The 20105-nt window shown below is 74.3% G+C and carries 18 protein-coding genes and 2 pseudogenes; 12 read left to right on the top strand and 8 right to left on the bottom strand.

Going from position 1 to position 20105, the window contains the following annotated elements; all coding sequences use genetic code 11:
* Together MHW47_RS17250 and MHW47_RS17245 are read left to right on the top strand one after the other, a co-directional pair.
* Positions 1–342, top strand: a pseudogene (locus MHW47_RS17250) (hypothetical protein); the annotation flags it as partial.
* 211 nt (positions 343–553) lie between these two features.
* On the top strand, positions 554–2992 hold the full coding sequence (locus MHW47_RS17245; protein ID WP_239224258.1) for a right-handed parallel beta-helix repeat-containing protein: 2439 nt from the start codon (positions 554–556) through the stop codon (positions 2990–2992).
* Here MHW47_RS17245 and MHW47_RS17240 read toward each other — a convergent pair.
* A pseudogene (locus MHW47_RS17240) lies at positions 2965–5330 on the bottom strand (hypothetical protein); the annotation flags it as partial. The gene MHW47_RS17245 and the pseudogene MHW47_RS17240 sit on opposite strands and share 28 nt — an antisense overlap.
* Before the next feature lie 189 nt (positions 5331–5519).
* On the opposite strand from MHW47_RS17240, the gene MHW47_RS17235 reads away from it, so the two are divergent.
* Positions 5520–6356, top strand: a complete 837-nt coding sequence (locus MHW47_RS17235) for a DeoR/GlpR family DNA-binding transcription regulator (protein ID WP_239224256.1) — start codon at positions 5520–5522, stop codon at positions 6354–6356.
* Between the two features lie 58 nt (positions 6357–6414).
* Positions 6415–6867, top strand: coding sequence for an SRPBCC family protein (locus tag MHW47_RS17230; protein ID WP_239224254.1), 453 nt, complete (start codon positions 6415–6417; stop codon positions 6865–6867).
* A 62-nt stretch (positions 6868–6929) separates the two neighbouring features.
* Here MHW47_RS17230 and MHW47_RS17225 read toward each other — a convergent pair whose 3' ends face one another.
* Positions 6930–8066, bottom strand: coding sequence for a PLP-dependent cysteine synthase family protein (locus tag MHW47_RS17225; RefSeq protein ID WP_239224252.1), 1137 nt, complete (start codon positions 8064–8066; stop codon positions 6930–6932).
* Positions 8067–8292: 226 nt separating this feature from the next.
* Here MHW47_RS17225 and MHW47_RS17220 point away from each other — a divergent pair, with 226 nt between their 5' ends.
* Both MHW47_RS17220 and MHW47_RS17215 read left to right on the top strand, forming a co-directional pair.
* Complete coding sequence (locus MHW47_RS17220) at positions 8293–8610, top strand: hypothetical protein (RefSeq protein ID WP_239224250.1); 318 nt, start codon at positions 8293–8295, stop codon at positions 8608–8610.
* A 185-nt stretch (positions 8611–8795) separates the two neighbouring features.
* A complete protein-coding gene (locus MHW47_RS17215) occupies positions 8796–9308 on the top strand; it encodes an ATP-binding protein (RefSeq protein WP_239224248.1) in 513 nt (170 codons plus the stop codon).
* 10 nt (positions 9309–9318) lie between these two features.
* Here the strand turns inward: MHW47_RS17215 and MHW47_RS17210 are convergent, their stop codons facing one another.
* On the bottom strand, positions 9319–10533 hold the full coding sequence (locus tag MHW47_RS17210; protein WP_239224246.1) for an ROK family protein: 1215 nt from the start codon (positions 10531–10533) through the stop codon (positions 9319–9321).
* A gap of 155 nt (positions 10534–10688) precedes the next feature.
* On the opposite strand from MHW47_RS17210, the gene MHW47_RS17205 reads away from it, so the two are divergent.
* Both MHW47_RS17205 and MHW47_RS17200 read left to right on the top strand, forming a co-directional pair.
* Positions 10689–11912, top strand: coding sequence for an MFS transporter (locus MHW47_RS17205; RefSeq protein WP_239224244.1), 1224 nt, complete (start codon positions 10689–10691; stop codon positions 11910–11912).
* 40 nt (positions 11913–11952) lie between these two features.
* The gene (locus tag MHW47_RS17200; protein ID WP_239224242.1) at positions 11953–12708 is read left to right on the top strand and encodes a maleylpyruvate isomerase family mycothiol-dependent enzyme; all 756 of its coding nucleotides are present in this window, start codon (positions 11953–11955) and stop codon (positions 12706–12708) included.
* Positions 12709–12761: 53 nt separating this feature from the next.
* Here the strand turns inward: MHW47_RS17200 and MHW47_RS17195 are convergent, their stop codons facing one another.
* Positions 12762–13469: a TetR/AcrR family transcriptional regulator gene (locus MHW47_RS17195; RefSeq protein WP_239224240.1), complete on the bottom strand. Its 708-nt coding sequence runs from the start codon at positions 13467–13469 to the stop codon at positions 12762–12764.
* A 139-nt stretch (positions 13470–13608) separates the two neighbouring features.
* On the opposite strand from MHW47_RS17195, the gene MHW47_RS17190 reads away from it, so the two are divergent.
* Positions 13609–14067 (top strand): nitroreductase/quinone reductase family protein, encoded by a 459-nt coding sequence (locus MHW47_RS17190; RefSeq protein ID WP_239224238.1) that lies wholly within the window; start codon positions 13609–13611, stop codon positions 14065–14067.
* 37 nt (positions 14068–14104) lie between these two features.
* On the opposite strand, the gene MHW47_RS17185 is transcribed toward MHW47_RS17190, so the two are convergent.
* Complete coding sequence (locus MHW47_RS17185) at positions 14105–15337, bottom strand: geranylgeranyl reductase family protein (RefSeq protein ID WP_239224260.1); 1233 nt, start codon at positions 15335–15337, stop codon at positions 14105–14107.
* 184 nt (positions 15338–15521) lie between these two features.
* On the opposite strand from MHW47_RS17185, the gene MHW47_RS17180 reads away from it, so the two are divergent.
* Together MHW47_RS17180 and MHW47_RS17175 are read left to right on the top strand one after the other, a co-directional pair.
* Positions 15522–16886 (top strand): dipeptidase, encoded by a 1365-nt coding sequence (locus MHW47_RS17180; protein ID WP_239224236.1) that lies wholly within the window; start codon positions 15522–15524, stop codon positions 16884–16886.
* A gap of 93 nt (positions 16887–16979) precedes the next feature.
* Positions 16980–17690 carry an MBL fold metallo-hydrolase gene (locus MHW47_RS17175; RefSeq protein WP_239224234.1) on the top strand — a complete coding sequence of 237 codons (711 nt, stop codon included), beginning with the start codon at positions 16980–16982 and terminating at the stop codon, positions 17688–17690.
* Here MHW47_RS17175 and MHW47_RS17170 read toward each other — a convergent pair.
* Together MHW47_RS17170 and MHW47_RS17165 are read right to left on the bottom strand one after the other, a co-directional pair.
* Complete coding sequence (locus MHW47_RS17170) at positions 17649–18686, bottom strand: NUDIX hydrolase (protein WP_239224232.1); 1038 nt, start codon at positions 18684–18686, stop codon at positions 17649–17651. The two genes, MHW47_RS17175 and MHW47_RS17170, sit on opposite strands and share 42 nt — an antisense overlap.
* An 80-nt stretch (positions 18687–18766) precedes the next feature.
* Positions 18767–19033, bottom strand: a complete 267-nt coding sequence (locus MHW47_RS17165; RefSeq protein ID WP_239224230.1) for a hypothetical protein — start codon at positions 19031–19033, stop codon at positions 18767–18769.
* Between the two features lie 167 nt (positions 19034–19200).
* On the opposite strand from MHW47_RS17165, the gene MHW47_RS17160 reads away from it, so the two are divergent.
* Positions 19201–19737 (top strand): excalibur calcium-binding domain-containing protein, encoded by a 537-nt coding sequence (locus tag MHW47_RS17160; protein ID WP_239224228.1) that lies wholly within the window; start codon positions 19201–19203, stop codon positions 19735–19737.
* 82 nt (positions 19738–19819) lie between these two features.
* Here the strand turns inward: MHW47_RS17160 and MHW47_RS17155 are convergent.
* The coding region (locus MHW47_RS17155; protein ID WP_239224226.1) for an ROK family protein at positions 19820–20105 on the bottom strand (286 nt) is incomplete at its 5' end.

Genomic DNA, 20105 nt, shown 5'->3' with positions numbered 1-20105 from the left:
GACCACGCGCGGCGCACCGCCGTGGTGGCCCGCTGGCGCGCCCCGGACGGCACCGCCCGCACCGGCGAGGTCACGACCGCCGGGCGGAACGTGAAGCCGGGGTCCGGGGTGCGGATCTGGACCGACCGGCACGGCGATCCCGCGCTGCGCCCGATGGACGCGGCGACGGCGCGCACGCACGCCGTGCTGGCCGGGTTCGGCGCGGCGCTGCTGGCCGCCCTGCTGATCGAGTGCGGCCGGCGCCTGATCCTGTGGCGGATGACCCTGCGGCGCTACGAGCGGATCGACCGGGCCTGGGAGGCGGTCGGCCCGGACTGGGGCAGGACCGGCACGGGCAGCTGACCAGGCCTCCGGGAGCGGCGAACGCCCCGGCGGCGGACCGGCGGGCGGGTGCCCGGACCTGCGGATCGGGTCAACTCCCGGTCGCCGCGCGCGCTACGGTGGACCGGCCCGCCCGTCGCTTCCCCGGCAGGCGGACCCCGGCTGGTCGCTGCCGCGAGGCGGCTCACACGGGCATCACACACGCACCACGAGGCGGGGGCACGACAGCGCCATGGCACAGGGCACGGTCCAGGTGACGCACACCGGCACATCGCGGTGGCGCCGCCGCACGGGTGAATACGCCTCCCTCACCGCGGCGCTGGAGGCGGCGGCGGACGGTGACGTGCTCACCGTCGCGCCCGGCACCTACCGGGAGAACCTGGTCATCGGCCGCGCGGTGACGCTGCGCGGGCCCGAGGGCGCGGTCGGCTCCGTGCGCATCGCCCCGGTGGACGGGGTGCCGCTGACGCTGCGCGCCTCCGCCATCGTCCAGGACGTCCATGTGGAGGGCCAGGACGCGGCGGCCCCCGCCGTCCTCGTGGAGGAGGGCGCGCCGGAGATAACGGATGTGCGCATCGTGACCCGCTCGGCCGCCGGCGTCGAGGTGCGGGGCGCCGCCCGGCCCACCGTCCGGCGGTGCACCGTGGACAATCCGGCCGGCGTCGGCATCGCCGTGCTCGACGGCGCGGGCGGCGTGTTCGAGGAGTGCGAGATCGTCGCGGCCGGCCAGTCCGGGATCGCCGTGCGCGACGGCGGGCATCCCCGCCTCGACCGCTGCCGGGTGCACCACGCCTCGGGCGCCGGCCTGTCCGTCACCGGGGAGGGCAGCGGCCTGGAGGCGCTGGGCTGCGAGGTGTACGAGATCAAGGGCAGCGGCGTCCAGGTGACCGCCCGCGCCACCGCCCACCTCACCGACTGCACGGTGCACCGGACTTCGGCGGACGGCGTCACGCTGGACACCGACGCGGTGCTCACGCTGGCGGACTGCGACATCCACGACATCCCGGAGAACGCGGTGGACCTGCGGTCGCGGGCGGTGCTCACGCTGACCCGTTCGACGGTGCGCCGGTTCGGCCGCAACGGCCTGTCCGTCTGGGACTCCGGCACGCGGGTGGACGCCAACCAGTGCGAGATCCACGACAGTACGGGCGACTACCCGGCGGTGTGGGTCAGCGACGGGGCGACGGTGATACTGGACTCCTGCCGGGTCCACGACGTGCCGGACGCCCTGTTCGTCCTCGACCGGGGCTCCCGCGCCGACGTGGTGGACAGCGATCTCTCCCAGGTCCGCAACACCGCGGTCTCCGTCAGCGACGGCGCGACCGCGCAGCTGGACGACTGCCGCATCCGGGAGGCGTCGACCGGCGCCTGGTTCCGGGACCACGGCAGCGGCGGCACGCTGAACAACTGCACGGTCGACGCCGTCCAGACGGGCGTGATCGTCACCAAGGGCGCCGACCCGGTCATCGAGCGGTGCACCGTGACCTCGTCCGCCGAGGCCGGGTTCTACGTGTCGGCCGAGGGCCGGGGCACGTTCCACGGCTGCCGGGTCACGGGCAGCGAGGGATACGGCTTCCATGTGATGGAGGGCTGCCGGACGACGCTCACCCGCTGCCGCACCGAGCGGTGCGCGCGCGGCGGCTACGAGTTCCCGGAGGGCTCCGGCCGGCGGGACGGCGCGGGCGGCGGGCCCGTCGTCGAGGACTGCACCAGCGACGAGAGCGGGCTGCGGACCGCCCCTCCCCCGCCGGCCCCGGTCCTGACAGCCACCGAGTCCTCGCCCGGGCTGCTCGGCTCCGTGCCCGCCCCGCGCCCGGTGGAGCCCCGGCCCGCCGCACCGGCCGCGCCGACCGCCCCCGCGCGCACCTCCGGCGAGGTGCTGGGCGAACTGGACGCGCTGGTGGGCCTGGACAGCGTCAAGCGCGAGGTGCGGGCGCTCACGGACATGATCGAGGTGGGGCGCAGGCGCCAGGAGGCGGGGCTCAAGGCGGCCTCGGTCCGCCGCCACCTGGTCTTCACCGGTTCGCCGGGGACGGGCAAGACGACGGTGGCCCGGCTGTACGGGGAGATCCTGGCGGCGCTCGGGGTGCTGGAGCGGGGCCATCTCGTGGAGGTGTCCCGGGTCGACCTGGTCGGTGAGCACATCGGCTCGACCGCCATCCGTACGCAGGAGGCGTTCGACCGGGCGCGCGGCGGGGTGCTGTTCGTCGACGAGGCGTACGCGCTGTCGCCCGAGGACTCCGGCCGGGACTTCGGGCGGGAGGCGATCGACACGCTGGTGAAGCTGATGGAGGACCACCGGGACGCGGTGGTCGTCATCGTCGCCGGGTACACGCGGGAGATGGAGCGGTTCCTGACCGTCAACCCGGGCGTGGCCTCCCGCTTCTCACGGACCATCACCTTCAGCGACTACGAGCCGGCCGAGCTGCTGCGGATCGTGGAGCAGCAGTCGCGGGAGCAGGAGTACAGCCTGGCGTCGGGCACCGGGGAGGCGTTGCTGAAGTACTTCGCGGAGCTGCCCAAGGGCCCCGCCTTCGGCAACGGGCGCACCGCTCGCCAGACCTTCGAGTCGATGGTCGAGCGGCACGCCGGCCGGGTCGCCCAGCTCGCCGATCCGAGCACGGACGACCTCACTCTGCTGTACCCGGAGGACCTCCCGGCACTGCCCTGAAGTCCTCGCGGACCGGTTCCGGCTGCTGGGGCAGGACGGGCACGAGCCGTTCCAGGAGGGCGGCGCGCTCCTCGGCGAAGACGGGGTCGGCCTGGTAGTCGGAGTGTCCGAGCACCGGCTCGGGCAGCGGATGCTCGGGGGTGCGCCCGTAGACCAGCGGGTCCTCGAGCGGGCCCCGGTCCACTTCCGGGCCGGATTCCAGGCCGAGCCGGACCGGGCCGCCGATGGGGTCGGTGGCCCGCCACAGATTGCGCCAGCAATGCACGGAGCGGTGCAGCCCGTGGAGCTGTTCCGGCCCGAAGTAGGCGGGGAACCAGCGGCCGTAGAGGCGTTCCAGCGGGGAGCCGTAGGTGAGCAGGGCGACTCGGCGCCGGGTGCGGGCGGGCAGCTGCCAGACCGCGGCGGCGGCGAGGACGCTGCCCTGGGAGTGCCCGGAGATGACGAGGCGGCCACGGGTGCGGCCGGTCCAGCCGGCCATCCGGGAGGCCAGGTCGGGCACGGCGCGCTCGGCGTAGCAGGGCGGCGCGAAGGGGTGGGCGGCACGCGGCCAGAACGTGCCGACGTCCCACAGGATGCCGATGGTGCGCCGGGCGGACTCGTCCCGGTAGGCGCGTCGGCCGCAGGCGACGAAGACGAGGAAGCCGAAGCCGATGAGCCAGGAGCCGGTGGACTGCGCCGCCTCGGCCACCGATTCGAGGAACGGGCCGCTGCCGTCGAGGGCGCGGCCGGGCACCTCGTCGGTGGCCCAGGCGCCGGCCACCGCCGCCGCGCCGAGCAGGAGCGTGGCGCCGGAGACGAGCCCCAGCATGCGCGGGGCGGAGTCGGTGAGCGCGGCCGTGGCCCGGATGCGGGCGATCCGCCGGGTGCGGGACGGGTCGGGGCACGGCTCCCCGTACTCGGCGTCGATCACCGGCTCCAGCCGGCGGGCGGTGAGCCAGGTGCGTACGCCGAGCACCGCGCCCGGCACCAGGAGCAGCGCCAGCAGGACGGGGATGACGGACGCCTGCCAGCTGAGGAGGACCGGCGGTCCCGCGATGAAGGCGCTGCGGCCCATGCCGGGGCTGCCGGGTCCGTCGAGCCAGTCGGCGACGCGCTGGGCGATCCCGCCGGTCATCACTCCGCCGAGGGCGCAGGCGAGCATCGCGACGGCGGGTCCGCCGAGGCCGCGCAGCACGGTGCGCCGCTCGGGGCAGCGCCGGTAGAGGTCGAGGGAGACGGCGGCCAGGGCGACGATCAGGATGCCCTGGGCGAGGGTGACCACCCGGAACGTGGTGTCGCCGGGGAGGGTGCCGGACGAGGTCCAGCCGGGGCGGGACCAGGCGGCGTGCACGGCGGCGAGGACGAGCAGGGTGAGCGCGGCGCCGGGCAGCCAGGTGATGAGGGCCCGGTCGAGGCGGTTGTCGAGGCGGCGTTCGCTGCGGCCCCGGCGGCAGACCACCCAGAGCACGACGATCAGCCCGGCGGCGAGGGCGACTTCGATGAGCCGGCCGAGGTACGGGGCCACGGGCCCGCCGGCCGCGCGGTCGTGGCGAGCGGCGGCCTCGGTGACGGAGGCGGTGACGGTGAGGAAGCCGGCCGCGGTGTGGGCGGCGCGCAGCCGGGCGACGAGGCGGCGTCCGTACCAGAAGCCGGGCCGTCCGAGCGCGGGGCGGACGAGGTCGGGGACGGGCACGGTGTCCGTGCCGTCCTCGTCGTCGGCGTGCGCGCCGGTCAGCGGACGCTGGGACTCGTAGGCGCTCCAGGTCCGGTTGGACAGGAACCAGAGCAGGCCGACGAGTGCGGCCGGCACCACGGCGGCCAGGGCAAGGCGGCGGCCGGGCTGCGACCACCAGCCACCCTGCTCGGCGGCGAGGAAGCCGAGCCAGGAGCGCTGGTCGGAGCAGGCGGCGACGCCCGCGCACTGCCAGGCGGTGAGGTCGAGGGCGACCTCGCAGGCGGCGGCCGTGAGCAGCACGGTGAGGCTGAGGGCGATGAGCCGGACGAGGACGCCGTAGATCCGGGTGGCGCGGGGGCGCCGCCGGGCGACGGGGCGCATCCAGTGGGCCAGGTTGATCACCATGAACGGGAGGAGCAGCAGCCACAGGGCGCGGGAGCCGTTGCCGGAGGTGAGGTTGGACCAGCAGTACGCCTCGGCGATGGGCTTGTCCCGGTAGCGCTCCGGGTGCTGTTCGGCGTCGGTGTCGGCGGCGCGGCGGTAGATGGCGGCGGTGGTGTCGCCGGTGATCCGGACGGTGCGCGGGTCGACGAGCATGTCCTGGGGGGTGGTTCCGCCCACCCCGTGGACCAGTAATTCCAGCGCGGGCCCGGTGGGGCGCGGGGCAGGGGCGGCAGGGGGCACGGGCGTCTCGCTCTCGCAGGGGGGAAGGCGGCTGATGCCCGGTCACCGCGGCGGCGGGCGGGCGTGGTGTGGGGGCGTCGTCCTTCCTATCGAATCTTCCCCCGGACGACGACCCCCGACACCGCGTGGCAGGATGACTCCGGCGATACGGACTCCTGTACGGCCAGAGGAAAGGGCGAGGCCCCGGCGTTGAGCGAGAATCAGAATCTGCTCGCGGAGCAGCGGCGTGCGCTGATCCTCGACGAGGTCCGCCGGCGCGGTGGGGTGCGGGTCAACGAGCTGACCCGGAAGCTGAACGTCTCGGACATGACGATCCGCCGGGATCTGGACGCGCTGGCCCGCCAGGGTGTGATCGAGAAGGTGCACGGCGGCGCGGTGCCGGTGGTCGAGGCGAGCACGCACGAGCCGGGTTTCGAGGCGAAGTCGACGCTGGAGCCGACCGCCAAGGAGGACATCGCGCGGGCCGCCGCCGCGATGGCCGTGCCGGGCAGCGCGATCGCCCTGTCCGGCGGCACCACGACGTACGCGCTGGCGCGCCATCTGCTGGACGTGCCGGATCTGACGGTGGTGACGAACTCGGTGCGGGTCGCGGACGTGTTCCACGCGGCGCAGCGGCCGGGCGGTTCGGGCGGGCGTCCCGGCGCGGCGACGGTGGTCCTGACGGGCGGGGTGCGGACGCCGTCGGACTCGCTGGTGGGTCCGGTCGCCGACCGGGCGATCGCCCAGCTCCACTTCGACGTGCTGTTCCTCGGCGTGCACGGGATCTCGGTGGAGGCGGGGTTGTCCACTCCGAATCTGGCGGAGGCGGAGACGAACCGCCGGTTCGTCTCGTCGGCGCGCCGGGTGGTGGTGGTCGCCGACCACACGAAGTGGGGCACGGTGGGGCTCAGTTCGTTCGCCTCGCTGGACGAGGTGAGCACGCTGGTGACCGATGCGGGGCTGCCGGCGGCGGCGCGCGCGGAGATCGAGGAGCGGCTGCCCGGCCTGCTGGTGGCCGGCCGGGGCGACGAGGGCGCCGGTCCCTGAGGTGAAAAGAGCGTTCCGCTCCGCTCGCGACGGCGCCGGCACGCCCTAGGATCGGGCTGTGGCCGTCTTCCGCGTCGAGCGTTTCACTCCGTTGTCCGCAGCCGAGTCCTGGCGCCGGGTGACGGACTGGGAACGGCATGCGGCGCAGGTGCCGCTGACCACGATCACCGTGCCGACGGGGTTGCCGACCCGGGTCGGGACGGTCTTCGTGGCGCGGACCGGTCTGGGTCCGCTGGCGTTCGACGATCCGATGGAAGTGGTCCGCTGGTCACCGCCGGCCGGGGGCCGGGCGGGGACGTGCCGGCTGGAGAAGCGCGGCCGGGTGGTGCTGGGCCGGGCGTCGATCGACGTGTACCCGAACCGGGCGGGTTCGCATGTGGTGTGGGTGGAGGAGCTGAGCGTGCGGTGGCTGCCGCGCTGGGCCGATCCGGTGATCGCCGGGGCGGGGCGGCGGGTCTTCGGCCGGGTGCTGGACGCGATGCTGGACCGCCCGGCGCGCCGGTACGGCTGAGGCGCGGCCGTCCGCCGGTGCGGGCCGGCCGCCGCCGTCGCACCGGCGGCCGGTCCGCGCGGTCAGTCCTCCGGCCAGCTGCCGGTGGCCAGGAAGTGGTCGATGGTGCGGGTGTACGGGGCGATGTCGAGGCCCTGCGCGGTGAGCCAGGCGTCGGAGTAGTACTTGTCGAGGTAGCGGTCGCCGGGGTCGCAGATGAGGGTGACGACGCTGCCGCCGGTGCCCCGGGCGACCATTTCGGCGATCAGTTTGAACGCGCTCCACAGCCCGGTGCCGGTGGAGCCGCCCGCCTTGCGCCCGATGGCCCGTTCCAGGGTGCGTACGGCCGCGACGCTCGCCGCGTCGGGGACCTTCATCATCCGGTCGATGGCGCCGGGGACGAAGCTGGGTTCCATGCGTGGCCGGCCGATGCCCTCGATGCGCGAGCCGCAGTCGCTGGTGACGTGCGGGTCGTTGTGGGTCCAGCCGTCGAAGAAGCAGGAGTTCTCCGGGTCGGAGACGCAGATCCTGGTGTCGTGCTGCATGTAGCGCACGTAGCGGGCGATGGTCGCGGAGGTACCGCCGGTGCCCGCGGTGGCGACGATCCAGGTGGGTTCCGGGTAGCGCTCGAGCCGCAGTTGCTGGTAGACGGACTCGGCGATGTTGTTGTTGCCCCGCCAGTCGGTGGCCCGCTCGGCGTAGGTGAACTGGTCCATGTAGTGGCCGCCGGTCTCCGCGGCGAGCCGGGCGGACTCCTCGTACATGCGGCGCGGGTCGTCCACGAAGTGGCAGCGCCCGCCGTGGAATTCGATGAGCCGGCACTTCTCCGGGCTGGTGGTGCGGGGCATCACGGCGATGAACGGCACCCCGATGAGCTTGGCGAAGTACGCCTCCGAGACGGCGGTGGACCCGCTGGACGCCTCGATGACCGGTTTGCCGGGCCTGATCCAGCCGTTGCAGAGGCCGTAGAGGAAGAGGGAGCGCGCCAGCCGGTGCTTGAGGCTGCCGGTGGGGTGCGTCGACTCGTCCTTGAGGTAGAGGTCGATGCCCCAGCTGTCCGGCAGCGGGTAGCGCAGCAGATGGGTGTCGGCGGAGCGGTTGGCGTCGGCCTGCACCCTGCGGACGGCTTCCTTGAGCCAGGTGCGGTAGGCCGGGTCGGAGCGGTCGATGTCGAGGGTGGTCGCGGCTGCGCCGCCGTGCCCGTGCTGGGGGGTGTCCATCTGCGCGCTTCTCCTCGTACGGCCGGTTCGGGTGGCCCCACCATAGGCCCCCCACCTGCACAAACGTTGCCTTTGATGGTCCATAGCAGTGCCTTGGTGGCGGCGCCGCGGCGTCGCGCCGGTCCGCGGCGCGAATGCGCCGTCCGTGTCCCGTCCCGCTCTGGTGCACAGCGGCCGGGATGGGCACACTTCGTCTCAGAGGCGTGTCGAAGGGGGCGAAGGGGCCATGTCCGAAACGGAGTTCAGTGCCACGGGTGTGCGCATCGACCGGTGGGCGCGTTCGGTCACGAGGGCGGGGCAGGTGACCGTCAAGGACGGCCGGGTGGCCCTTCTGACCAGCTACGGGCGGGAGATCGACAGCGCGCCGGTGGGGACGGTGAGCGCGGGCCGTCCGTGGTTCGCGGGGGCGGACGCCACGGTCGCGCGGGTCAACGGGACGCGGTACCGGCTGACGATGCGGCCGCCGGACGGCAAGCCCGGTGACGCGGCGCCCTCGCACCGGTTCCTGGAGGCGCTGTACAGCGCGGGAGGGCGGCGCAGCTGAGGGCGACGGGGCCGGGAGCACCGCGAGTTGCGCGGGCGTATGCCCTGAGCGACATTGGAGTCACGTCACTCATGGTGTACCGGCGGTGACCCTATGATCCAGGCCGCCGGCCCGGACTCAGCAGCGGTCGTGGGCTGAATCCGTTCCTTCGTCTTCTTCCGGACCTATTTCGGGGAGTCGCAGCCGTGATCAGCGAGCCAAGCAGGCACTGCACGGTGGAGCTCCAAGCCCTGCCGTCGCGGATCGGTCAGGTCCGCAGAATCATCTCGGCGCAACTGCGCCACTGGCAACTCGATGCTCTCATCGACCAGACGGCGCTGGGCGTCACCGAGCTTCTCACCAACGTCCACCGGCACGCACAGCCGGACAAGTCGTGCACCGTCGAGATCGAGTGGCTGCTCGAACGGCTGATGGTGTCCGTCCATGACACCGATCCGCGGCTGCCCACCGTCCGCGAGGCCGACGACTCCAGCACCTCCGGGCGCGGCCTCGCGCTGATCGCCGCGGTCAGCGAGAGCTGGGGCGTACGCCCCCGGGGCGGCGCGGGGAAGGTCGTGTGGTTCACGCTCCCCGCCCCGGCCGCGCTCGGCCGGCCGCCCGGGGAGGTGTACGGGGCGACCACGGACGGGCCGTTCGGCGCCCCGGAGCCGCCGGTGGGCGCGCCGCCCGCGACGGCGCGGTCGGCGGTGGTGGGCTGACGCACGGGGCTCAGGCCAGGGCGCCGAGCGGGTCGTCCAGGACCGGCTGCCAGGCCAGCTCCGCCGCGCCGACCAGGCTGTTGTGGTCCAGGGTGCAGGGCAGGATCGGGACGCTGCCGCTGCGGCCCCACAGGCTGCGGTCGGCCACCACCGCGCGCAGGCGCTCGGGGTCGGCGTCGAGCAGGGCGCGGTGCAGTCCGCCGAGGATGATCCGGTCCGGGTTGAGGATGTTGACGAGTCCGGCGAGCCCGAGGCCGAGGCGGTCGATCAGCTCCTCGGCGGCGGCGCGCACCGCCGGGTCCTCGTACTCGTTGCGCAGCAGGTCGCCGGACTGTTTGAGCAGCGACTCCTCGGGGCCCGGGGTGCGTCCGGCGGCGGTGAGGAAGGCGAGCGGGTCGGTCTCCACGTCCAGGCAGCCGCGTCCCCCGCAGTGGCAGGGGCGGCCCTCGGGGTGGACGGTGAGGTGGCCGACCTCCAGGGCGAGTCCCGAACTCCCGGTGTGCAGGCGGCCGTCGAGGACGAGGGCGCCGCCGACGCCGCGGTGTCCGGTGGCGACGCAGAGCAGGTGCTGGGCCTCGCGTCCGGCGCCGTGCCGGTGCTCGGCGAGGGCGGCGAGGTTGACGTCGTTCCCGGTGAACGCCGGGCCCTCGATGCCCGCTTCGCGTACGCAGGTGGCGAAGATCTCACGGACCGGGGCGCCGGCCGGCCAGGCGATGTGGAGGGGGTTGAGGGCGGTGCCCTCCGGCTCGGCGACCGCGGACGGCACCGCGAGCCCGGCTCCGACGCACCGCAGTCCGCTGTCCCGCAGCAGCCGGGCGCAGTGGTCCACGACCTCGCCGATGACCTGGGCCGGGTCGGCGGTGATGGTGACGCAGCCGGGGGCGGTCGCGACGAGCCGGCCGCCGAGGCCGACGAGCGCGGCGCGGAAGCCGTCCGCGTGCACCTGGGCGGCGACGGCCACCGGCCCGGACTCCCGTACGGCCAGCCGGTGCGAGGGACGGCCCTGCGAGCCGGCGGCCGAGCCGGGGCTGGAGTCGACCCGGATCAGGCCGAGCGCTTCGAGTTCGGAGGCGACCGCGCCCGCGGTGGCCCGCGTGACCCCCAGCTCGGACGTGAGGACGGCTCGCGTGGGCGCGCGTCCGGTGTGGACCAGTTCCAGTGCGGGTCCGAGCGCGCTGCGGCCCCTCTCCAACTTCGTCCGGGCGGTGGTCACCTTGCCGTTCATGGGGGCGAGTCTCCCATGATCCGGGGGGTCCTTTGACCCTGTGGTGGCCGACTTGCCCCGTGTGCGGCCCCCCGGCGCATCCCGGGAACGCGCGGTGCGGGCCGGGCCCTTCATCTGTGTTGCGCCGGCCGCCGGGCCGCCCCTATGCTGAGTTTGTGCCGCAACTAAACAAACTGCGGACGGCTCTACCGGGGGGACTGGGCGGCAACACCGCCCCGCTCTCGTCGGCCCGTCTCCGTACCGCGCTGACCGTGTTCTTCGCCCTCGACGGCTTCCTCTTCGCCGGCTGGGTGGTCCGTATCCCGGCCATCAAGCAGCAGACCGGCGCCTCGGCCTCCACCCTCGGCCTCGCGCTCCTCGGCGTCTCCGCCGGCGCCGTGGTCACCATGACGCTCACCGGCCGGCTCTGCCACCGGTTCGGCAGTCACGCGGTGACCGCGGCCTGCGCGGTCCTGCTCTCCCTCAGCATCGCGCTGCCCGCCCAGACGCACTCGGCGCTCTCGCTGGGGCTGGTGCTGCTGGTCTTCGGCGCCGCGTACGGCGGGATGAACGTGGCCATGAACAGCGCGGCGGTGGACCTGGTGTCCGCCCTGCGCCGGCCCGTGATGCCCAGCTTCCACGCCGCGTTCAGCCTCGGCGGGATGCTCGGCGCGGGGCTCGGCGGCCTCGTCGCGGGCGGGCTCTCGCCCTCGACGCACCTCCTCGTCCTGACCGGAATCGGACTGCTCGTCACCGCCTTCGCCGGCCCGGTCCTGCTGCGGCACCCGGCGCCCGTCGTGCCGGAGGCGGTGAACACCCCGGCCGCCGGCCGCCCCGGGCGGCTGTCCGGGCGGGCCCGCAGGGTGGTGCTGCTGTTCGGCGTGATCGCGCTGTGCACCGCGTACGGGGAAGGCGCCCTGGCCGACTGGGGCGCCCTGCACCTGGAGCAGGACCTGCACGCCCGCCCCGGCGTGGCCGCCGCCGGATACTCGCTGTTCGCCCTGGCCATGACGGCGGGCCGGCTCAGCGGCACCGTCCTCCTGGAACGCCTCGGGCAGACCCGCACGCTGGTCGCCGGCGGCGCCACCGCGGCCGCCGGGATGCTGCTGGGCTCGCTCGCCCCGACCGCCTGGCTCGCCCTGCTCGGCTTCGCCGTCACCGGGCTCGGCCTGGCGAACATCTTCCCGGTCGCGGTCGGCCGGGCCGGTGAGGTGGCGGGCCCCGGCGGGGTCGCCGCCGCATCGACGCTCGGCTACGGGGGCATGCTGCTCGGGCCGCCCGCGATCGGCTTCCTGGCCGACTGGTTCTCGCTGCCGGTGGCGCTGACCACGGTCGCGGTGCTGGCCGGAGCGGCGGCGGTCCTGGGGTACGGGGCCCGCGGGGCGGCGCAGGCCCGCTGAGGGCCGGACGCGCCCGGCGGCCTGCTGGCACAATCCGTCCATGAAGATCACGGAGCACATGGAGACCCTGGCCGCCGAGGGCCGCCTGCTGGCGGACGCGGCGGACGGGGCGGGGCCCGGAGCACCGGTACCGACCTGTCCCGGGTGGCGGATACGCGATCTGCTCCGGCACACCGCGATGGTGCACGCCTGGGCCGCCGCCCTGGTGCGCGAGGGGCGCGCCTCGTACATCCCCGACGCCAGGGAACCGGAGCTGGACGGGCCGGAGCTGTCGGCCCACTTCCGGGCCGGCCACCGCGATCTGGTGGAGGTGCTGCGGAGCGCGCCGCCGGATGTGGAGTGCTGGACCTTCCTGCCCGCCCCCTCGCCGCTCGCCTTCTGGGCCCGCCGCCAGGCGCACGAGACGACGATCCACCGGGTGGACGCCGAGTCCGCGCGCGGCGGCCCCCTCTCCCCCGTCGCCACGGCCCACGCGCTGGACGGGGTCGACGAGTTGCTGCTGGGCATGCACACCAGGCCCAAGAGCCGGGTGCGCACCGAGACCCCGCGCACCCTGCGGGTGCGGGCGACGGACACGGGGACCGTGTGGACGGTGCGGCTGTCCGCCGAGCCGCTGACCGCGGTGCGCGAGGAGACGCCGGAGCCGGCGGGCGAGGCGGACTGCGAGCTGAGCGGCCCGGTGGCGACGCTCTACCTGGCGCTGTGGAACCGGCTGCCGCTGACGGACCTCACGCTGACGGGGGACGAGGAGCTGGGCCGGCTCTGGCGCGACACCTCGGCGATCACCTGGTCGTGACGGACGCGGTGTGACGCGTCCGGGGCCGCCCGCGCGCCGCCCCGGACGCCTCCTCAGCCGCGCCCGCCGCGCAGGCCCACCGTGGCCGCCAGTTCCGTGACGGCCCGGCGGAAGAAGACCTCGCGGGCCTCCACCACCTTGTGGAACTGGCCGAACACCTCGAAGGAGACCAGCCCGAACAGCTGGGACCAGGCCGCGACCAGCGGGGCGGCCACCGCCGGGGCCAGACCGGGTGCCACCTCGGCGGCGATCCGTTCGGCCTCCGGGCGCAGCTCGTCGGGGAGCGGCGGGAGCGCCAGGCCCTCGTCGCGGTACGCGTCCTCGGCCACGGCGATGAGCACCCTGCCGACGCGCGCGGCGGGGCCGACCGTGTCCTGCGGGGCCGTGTAGCCGGGGACGGGCGAGCCGTAGATGAGCGCGTACTCGTGGGGATGGGCCAGGGCCCACTCGCGGACGGCGAGGGCGACGGCGACCCAGCGGGCGAGGCCGGTGGCGCCGGGGGCCGCGGCGGCGGTGCGGTGGGCGCGCTCGGCCGCCTCCCCGACCGCGTCGTACGCGTCGACGATCAGGGCCGTCAGCAGGTCGTCCCGGCTGGGGAAGTAGCGGTAGAGGGCGGACGAGACCATGCCCAGCTCACGCGCGACGGCGCGCAGCGACAGCTTCGCCGCGCCCTCGGCGGCGAGCTGCTTCCTCGCCTCGTCCTTGATGGCGGCGGTGACCTCGGTACGGGCCCGTTCCCTGGCTCCCCGGATAGCGCTCATGGGGTTCAGTCTGCCACGCGACCGGAGCAGCGACCAAAGAAGAGAGCAGTGCTCTTGCTTTTGAGCACCCACTTCGTGCACACTGATCTCAAGCGAGAGCAGTGCTCTCGAAATGCTTCTTCACCGTGGGGGTCACACCATGTCGCACACCGAGCCGTACTACCTGCAGGCCGGCCCGATCGGCACCCGTCTCAACAGCCTCGTCGGCTGGCTCGCCCGGCGCGGGATCAGCCTGGCCGGTTCCCAGGAGCTGTCGGTGCGCGGCCGTACGAGCGGCAGGATGCAGCGCGTCCCGGTCAACCCGCACACGTACGAGGGCGAGCGCTACCTGGTCTCCGCCCGCGGCCACTCGCAGTGGGTGCGCAACATGCGGGCGGCCGGCGGCGGCGAGCTGCGCACCGGCCGCAGGACGCGCGCCTTCACCGCCGTGGAGATCGCGGACGACGCGCACAAGGCGGCCGTCGTCCGCACCTACCTGGAGCGCTGGGGCTGGGAGGTGAAGGACTACTTCCGGGGCGTCACCGCGAAGTCCACGGACGCCGAGATCCTGGCGGCCTGCCCCGACCACCCCGTCTTCCGCATCACCGACGCGGGCTGACGCGCCGAAAGGCACGCCGCCCCCGCCGAAGACCCTTCTAGTCGGCGGTCTGCGCCTTGCGGTCCATCACCGACAGCGCCCGCTGGGCCAGCGGGTGCGAGCGGACCAGCTCCGCCAGCGAGGTCGTGCCCCGGGTGACGCCCGCGAACGCGTTCCACGCCGGGCGGAAGCCCGTCAGCACGGCGTGCAGCACGCCCGGACGCCGCTCGAACAGCTTCAGCATGCGCCGGCCCACGCTCATCTCGACGCCGAGTCCGGCCTTGATGGCGAAGGCGTAGTTCAGCGCCTGGCGGCGGGCGTCCACCGCGTCGTGCGCCTCGGCGACGCGCACCGCCCACTCACCGGCGAGCCGGCCGGAGCGCAGCGCGAAGGAGATGCCCTCGCGGGTCCAGGGCTCCAGCAGACCGGCCGCGTCCCCGCACACCAGCACCCGGCCGCGCGAGAGCGGCGAGTCCTCGCTGCGGCAGCGCGTCAGGTGGCCGGAGGAGATCTTCGGCTCGAACCCGGCCAGGCCGAGCCGCGCGATGAAGTCCTCCAGGTACCGCTTGGTGCCCGCGCCGTCGCCGCGCGCCGAGATCACCCCGACCGTCAGGGTGTCGCCCTTGGGGAAGACCCAGCCGTAACTGCCGGGCATCGGGCCCCAGTCGATCAGGACGCGGCCCGCCCAGTCCTCCGCGACCGTGGGCGGGACGGGGATCTCCGCCTCCAGGCCGAGGTCGACCTGATCGAGCTTCACCCCGACGTGTGCCCCTATGCGGCCGGCGCTGCCGTCGGCGCCGACCACCGCGCGGGCGAGGACCGTCTCGCCGCCGGCCAGCACGACCGCGACCGTGCGCCGGTCGGGCACCGCCGCGCCGTGCTGCTCGACCCGCGAGACGGTCGCGCCGGTACGCAGTTCGGCACCGGCCTTCTGCGCCTGCTCGACCAGCCCCGCGTCGAACTCCGGGCGGTTGATCAGCCCGAAGAGCATGCGCTTGGAGCGGCGGGTACGCGCCAGCCTGCCGTTGAGCGAGAAGGTGACCGCGTGGATCCGGTCCCGCAGGGGCAGTTCGAAGCCGGGCGGCAGGGCGTCGCGCGAATATCCGATGATGCCGCCGCCGCACGTCTTGTAACGGGGCAGCTCCGCCTTCTCCAGGAGCAGTACCTTGCGGCCCGCGACGGCCGCCGCGTATGCCGCCGAGGCTCCCGCCGGTCCGGCGCCGACTACGACGACGTCCCACACGGACGACTCTTCGTGCTCATGTCCGGCGTCTGCGTTCTCGCTGCTCACGATGTGCTTCTGCTCCCGATCCCACCAGTGGCCCAAGCTGCTCACGGCATCCTACGGCGCGTTCCGGCCGAGATCCCCTGTGGGAGGATCGGCCGAGTCTCCGACGTACCCGCGACGCCACACTCCGGGCGGGCGAGTACCCGGAAACGTACACATAACGTCGCACCTACCAGGAGCGTGCCCCATGACCCGCCGCCCGATCCCCGAGACCGTCGCCTCGCTGATGCCCCGTGCCAAGGCGGAGCTGGCCGAGCTGGTGGCCTTCCAGTCGGTGGCGGACCCCGCGGTCTTCCCCAGGAGCGAGTGCGAGGCCGCCGCCGCGTGGGTGGCCGCCGCGCTGCGCGCCGAGGACTTCCAGGACGTGGCCCTGCTCGACACCCCGGACGGCAGCCAGTCCGTCTACGGCTACCTGCCGGGCCCGGCGAGCGCGCCGACCGTGCTGCTCTACGCGCACTACGACGTGCAGCCGCCGCTCGACGAGTCGGCCTGGCTCTCCCCGCCCTTCGAGCTGACCGAGCGCGACGGCCGCTGGTACGGCCGGGGCACCGCCGACTGCAAGGGCGGCTTCCTCATGCACCTGCTCGCGCTGCGGGCCCTGAAGGCGGACGGCGGGGTGCCCGTCAACGTCAAGGTGATCGTGGAGGGTTCGGAGGAACAGGGCACCGGCGGTCTGGAGCGGTACGCCGAGGCGCACCCCGAACTGCTCGCCGCCGACACCATCGTCATCGGTGACACCGGCAACTTCCGGGTGGGCCTGCCCACCGTGACCTCGACGCTGCGCGGCATGACGATGCTGCGGGTCCGGCTGGAGACCCTGGAGGGCAACCTGCACTCCGGGCAGTTCGGCGGCGCCGCGCCCGACGCGCTGGCCGCGATGATCCAGCTGCTCGCCTCGCTGCGCGCCGAGGACGGCTCGACCACGGTGGACGGCCTGACCGCGGACGCCTCGTGGGACGGTCTGCAGTACCCGGAGGAGGAGTTCCGCCGGGACGCCAAGGTCCTGGACGGGGTCGGGCTCATCGGCTCGGGCACGGTCGCCGACCGGATCTGGGCGCGGCCCGCCGTCACGGTGATCGGCATCGACTGCCCGCCCGTCGTGGGCGCGACGCCCTCCGTGCAGGCGAGCGCCCGCGCGCAGATCAGCCTGCGGGTGCCGCCGGGCCAGGACGCGGAGCACGCGACGAAGCTGCTGACCGCGCACCTGGTCGCGCACACCCCCTGGGGCGCGCGGGTTTCGGTCGAACAGGTCGGCCAGGGGCAGCCGTTCCGCGCGGACCTGACGAGCCCGGCGTACACGGCGATGGAGGACGCCATGCGGGTCGCATACCCGGGCCAGGAGATGCAGTCCTCGGGCATGGGCGGCTCGATCCCGCTCTGCAACACGCTGGCGGGCCTGTACCCGGAGGCGGAGATCCTGCTCATCGGGCTGAGCGAGCCGGAGGCGCAGATCCACGCGGTGAACGAGAGCGTGTCGCCCGAGGAGCTGGAGCGGCTCTCGGTGGCCGAGGCGCTGTTCCTGCGCAACTACGCGGCGTCCAAGGCGGTCTGAGGCCCGGCGGGGTGTGCGGGCTACGCGTTGAGCGAAGCTCGCCGAGAGCGTAGATCCGTGCGGCCGGCTGACGTTCGCGCGTACGTTCGCCGCATGGATCTCGTCGAGGTGCTTCCGCAGCTGCACATGTTCCGCTTCCCGATCGGCCAGGCGTACCTCTGGCGCGACGGACCGGAGCTGACCCTGATCGACGCGGGCGACGTGAACGCGGCGCCCGCGATCGAGGAGGCGGTGCGCCACCTCGGCCACGACCCCGCCGGCCTCGCCCGCATCGTCGTCACCCACGGGCACCGGGACCACTACGGTGCCGCGCTGGAGCTGGCCGACCGCCACGGCGCGGAGATCCTGGCGCACCGGCTGGACGCTCCGGTGATCCGGGGCGAGGAGGAGGTCGGCGAACCGGTGCTCCTGGACTGGGAGCGCCCGCTGTACGCGCATGCGCTGACCGTTCCCCCGGCCCCGCCGACGCGGGTGGACACCGAACTGTCCGACGGGGTGGTGCTGCCGTTCGGGGGCGGGGCGCGGGTGGTGCACTCCCCCGGTCACACCCCGGGCTCCATCGGGGTGCATCTGCCCCGGCACGGTGTGCTGTTCACGGGCGACTGCGTGGCCGGGGTCGGGCAGGTGATGCTGGGCGTGTTCAACATCGACCGTGTCCGGGCCGCGGACTCGTTCCGGCGGCTGGCCGCCCTGGAGCCGTCCACGGTCTGCTTCGGCCACGGCGATCCCCTCACCGAGGACGCCGCCGCGGTCCTGCGGGCGTCAGCCCACGGGGACGCCGGCTTCGAGGTTGAGCACGGCTGAGCGTTCGCGGGCCCGCAGCGCCCAGCGCAGTCGCGCATAGCGGGTGGGCGGCAGCAGGGTGGCCGCCTCCTCCTCGGTGACGAAGCGCCAGCCGCGCAGTTCGGAGCCGGGGAGCAGCAGCCGGTCGGCGTCCGCGCGGGGCAGCAGCCCGCCGTCGAACAGCAGCCGTAGTCCGCCGTACGCGGGTGGCCGGGGCGCCTCCCAGTCGATGACCAGGAGCTTGGGCACCCGGTCGAGGTGGATGCCTATCTCCTCGGCCACCTCCCTGATCCCGGCCTGGGCGGGGGCCTCGCCGGACTCCACCACACCGCCGGGGAACTCCCAGCCGGGCTTGTAGGTGGGATCGACGAGCAGGAAGCGGTCGTGCTCGTCGAAGAGCAGCACCCCGGCGGCGACGGTCTCCGCGGTCGGCTCGGGTGTCTGGACGATCTCGCAGGCCGGGGCGGTCCCGGTGCGCACGGCCTCGGCGATGTGCTCGGCGGTCTCGCGCGGGGTGAGGGCGCCGTTGTCGATGGTGTGGGCGTCCCCGGTGATCCAGGGGAGCGCCGAGCGGTAGGTCTCGATGCGGTCGTACGCCCAGCGGCCGGCCGGGTCCGGGCCGTCGGCCTCACCGGGTCCTTCCGCCCGTTGGGCGATGCGCGCACGCAGGATCGTTTCCTCCGGCGCGAGCAGCACATGGCGTACCGGAATGCGCCGGGCGGCGAGCCCGCCGAACATCTCGTCGCGGTACTCCTGGCGCAGCAGCGTCATCGGCACGACCAGGACGCCGCCCAGTTCGGCGAGGAGCGCGGCGGCGGTGTCCACCACGAGGCGCCGCCAGATCGGCAGGTCCTGGAAGTCCGTCACCTCGGCGAGCTTCTTCGGGGGCAGCAGGGTGCGCAGCCCCGTCCCGGTGAGTTCCGGGTCGTACAAGGTGCTGTTCGGGATCAGATCGATCAGTTCACGCGCGGCGCTGGTCTTGCCGGCGCCGAACGCACCGTTGATCCAGACGATCACGGTTCCCCCTCTTCCGTAGCAGCCCCCTGTGGCTTGCCCGCAACACCCCGCTGCGGAAACACCGCCGGGGCGACGCGTTGTCAGGGGGTGTCGCCCCGCCAGTCCCACTTGTCCGGCTCGTCCGGGCGCGGTCCGTACTCGGCGCGGCCGCCCGGACCGTAGGCGCCGATCTCCGTGACCAGCCCGGCCCCGTCGGAGAGGGCGGCCGGCGTCCACCCCGTCACGTCGAGGAGCAGCCCGTCGAGCGGTCCGCCCACCAGCTCCCGGTAGACCCGGCCCGGCCGGGGGCCGGGGTCGGGGTCGTCGTGGTCGGCGCCGTACACCCGCCGTCGCATGATCTCGTCCATGGCCGCAGGATCGCACCCGCCACTGACAACGGCCGCGGTGCGCGAGGCCCGGCGGGTCACCGGCTCCACGCTTCGGTCACAACTCCATCACTTGCGGAGGAACTCGCTCACGGCCGTGCCGCCCGCTGGCTACGGTCGGGCTCTCCACGCAAACCCTGGGGGGTTCCATGTCGCACAACCCGTCCCCGCAGCCGCCGCCCTGGGGGCCGCCGCCGCCCACTCGCACCGGCCCGTCGGCGCCTTCCGGCGGCGCGCCGGGCTGGGCAAGGAAACGTGTCGTCATCCCGGTCGCACTGGGCGTCTTCGTCATCGGCACCGTCATAGGCGCCGCCGGGGGCTCCGGTTCGGACAGCGAGACCGCGGCGAAGGCGTCCCCGGCGCCGACCGTCACCACGACGGTCTCGGTCACCCCGGCACCGGCGCCGGCCGTGACGGAGACGGTCACCGCGAGCCCCGAGGTGGTGCCGACCGTCACGAAGACGAAGACGGTGAAGGTCACCGTCACTCCCGAGGCGCCCACCGACACCTCGGACGACTCCGGCGACTACGGCTCGGGCACCTCCGGTTCGAGCGGCGGAGGCGGCTCCACCTACTACGCGAACTGCAGCGCCGTCCGTGCGGCCGGCGCGGCCCCGATCCGCCGGGGCGACGCCGGTTACGGCCGCCACCTCGACCGCGACGGCGACGGAGTCGCCTGCGAGTAAGGGCACGCCGCACCCCGCGACCGGGGCCCGTCCGGCTGTTTCGGCCCGGACGGGCCCCGGCCCGTACCACCGCGCCCGGCCGTCAGCCCGCGCTCAGCACGCTGCCGCCCGTCCGCGCCGCGAAGGCCGCCGCCGCCGCGCCCACCAGCCCCGCGTCGTTGCCCATGACCGCGGGGACCACCGTCAGCCGCCGCACGAACGACAGCGTGGCGTAGCGGCGCAGCGCGGTCCGCAGCGGCGCGAACAGGGCCTCCCCGGCACCGGCCACCCCGCCGCCGATCACCGCGATGTCGATCTCGACGAGGGTGGCCGTCGCGGCGATCCCGGCGGCCAGGGCCTGCCCGGCGCGTTCGAAGGAGGCCAGGGCG

The organism is Streptomyces sp. OfavH-34-F (assembly GCF_022347745.1).
GTDB lineage: Bacteria > Actinomycetota > Actinomycetes > Streptomycetales > Streptomycetaceae > Streptomyces.
Note: the sequence above shows the minus strand (reverse complement) of the source record. Positions and strands in the feature narration are given on the sequence as shown.